General features: G+C 66.8%; 1 protein-coding gene. It reads left to right on the forward strand.

Features of this window, described 5'->3' with window-relative positions; genetic code table 11:
• Nucleotides 1-251 precede the first annotated feature (251 nt).
• The coding region (locus ACYVDE_RS25545; protein WP_460504312.1) for a hypothetical protein at nt 252-612 on the forward strand (361 nt) is incomplete at its 3' end.

Genomic DNA, 612 nt, shown 5'->3' on the forward strand with positions numbered 1-612 from the left:
CCGGCTGCTGGGTGTGCGCGAGGTGCCAGCGCCCAACGGCGGCCCGGCCCGCCAGCAGGCTGAGATTGTGATTGGCCGGCGGCCGGCCTACCTGCTCTTCGAGGGCAGCGGGCAGTTCGTGTCGGAGTCGTTTACCAGCTACGCGAAGTAGCGCGGACCCTGTAGTCAGCGTTCCCGCGCCGATAGGACCGTCCGAACGGCGCGGGGATGCGAAATGTAAAGTCCGCGCTACTCCCCTTTTTCCTGTACTTATGCTTTTTCGGATTCTCTTGCTTGGGGCGGCGCTGGCCGTGGCCCCCGGGCCGCTGTGTGCCCAGAAAACTGCTTCCAAAGCGCCCCCGGCAACTGCCCCGGCCATCATCGAGGGCAATATCACCGGCGTGCCCGACTCGACCAACATTGCCGTATTTGAGCCGCTGCCGGGCGTGCCGATGAACTTTTTCTTTACCGACGGCCCCAACGAGGCCGTGGTGCGCGGTGGGCACTTCCGCTACCAGCTGCAGCATGCCGGGGTGGGCTTTGTGCGCTTCAACGGCCAGGTGGTGCCCCGGGGCATGCCCTTCGTGGAGCCCGGCGCGCGCATCACCTTCCGCCTAGCCGCGGCCGCGGGGA

The organism is Hymenobacter agri, assembly GCF_054778495.1.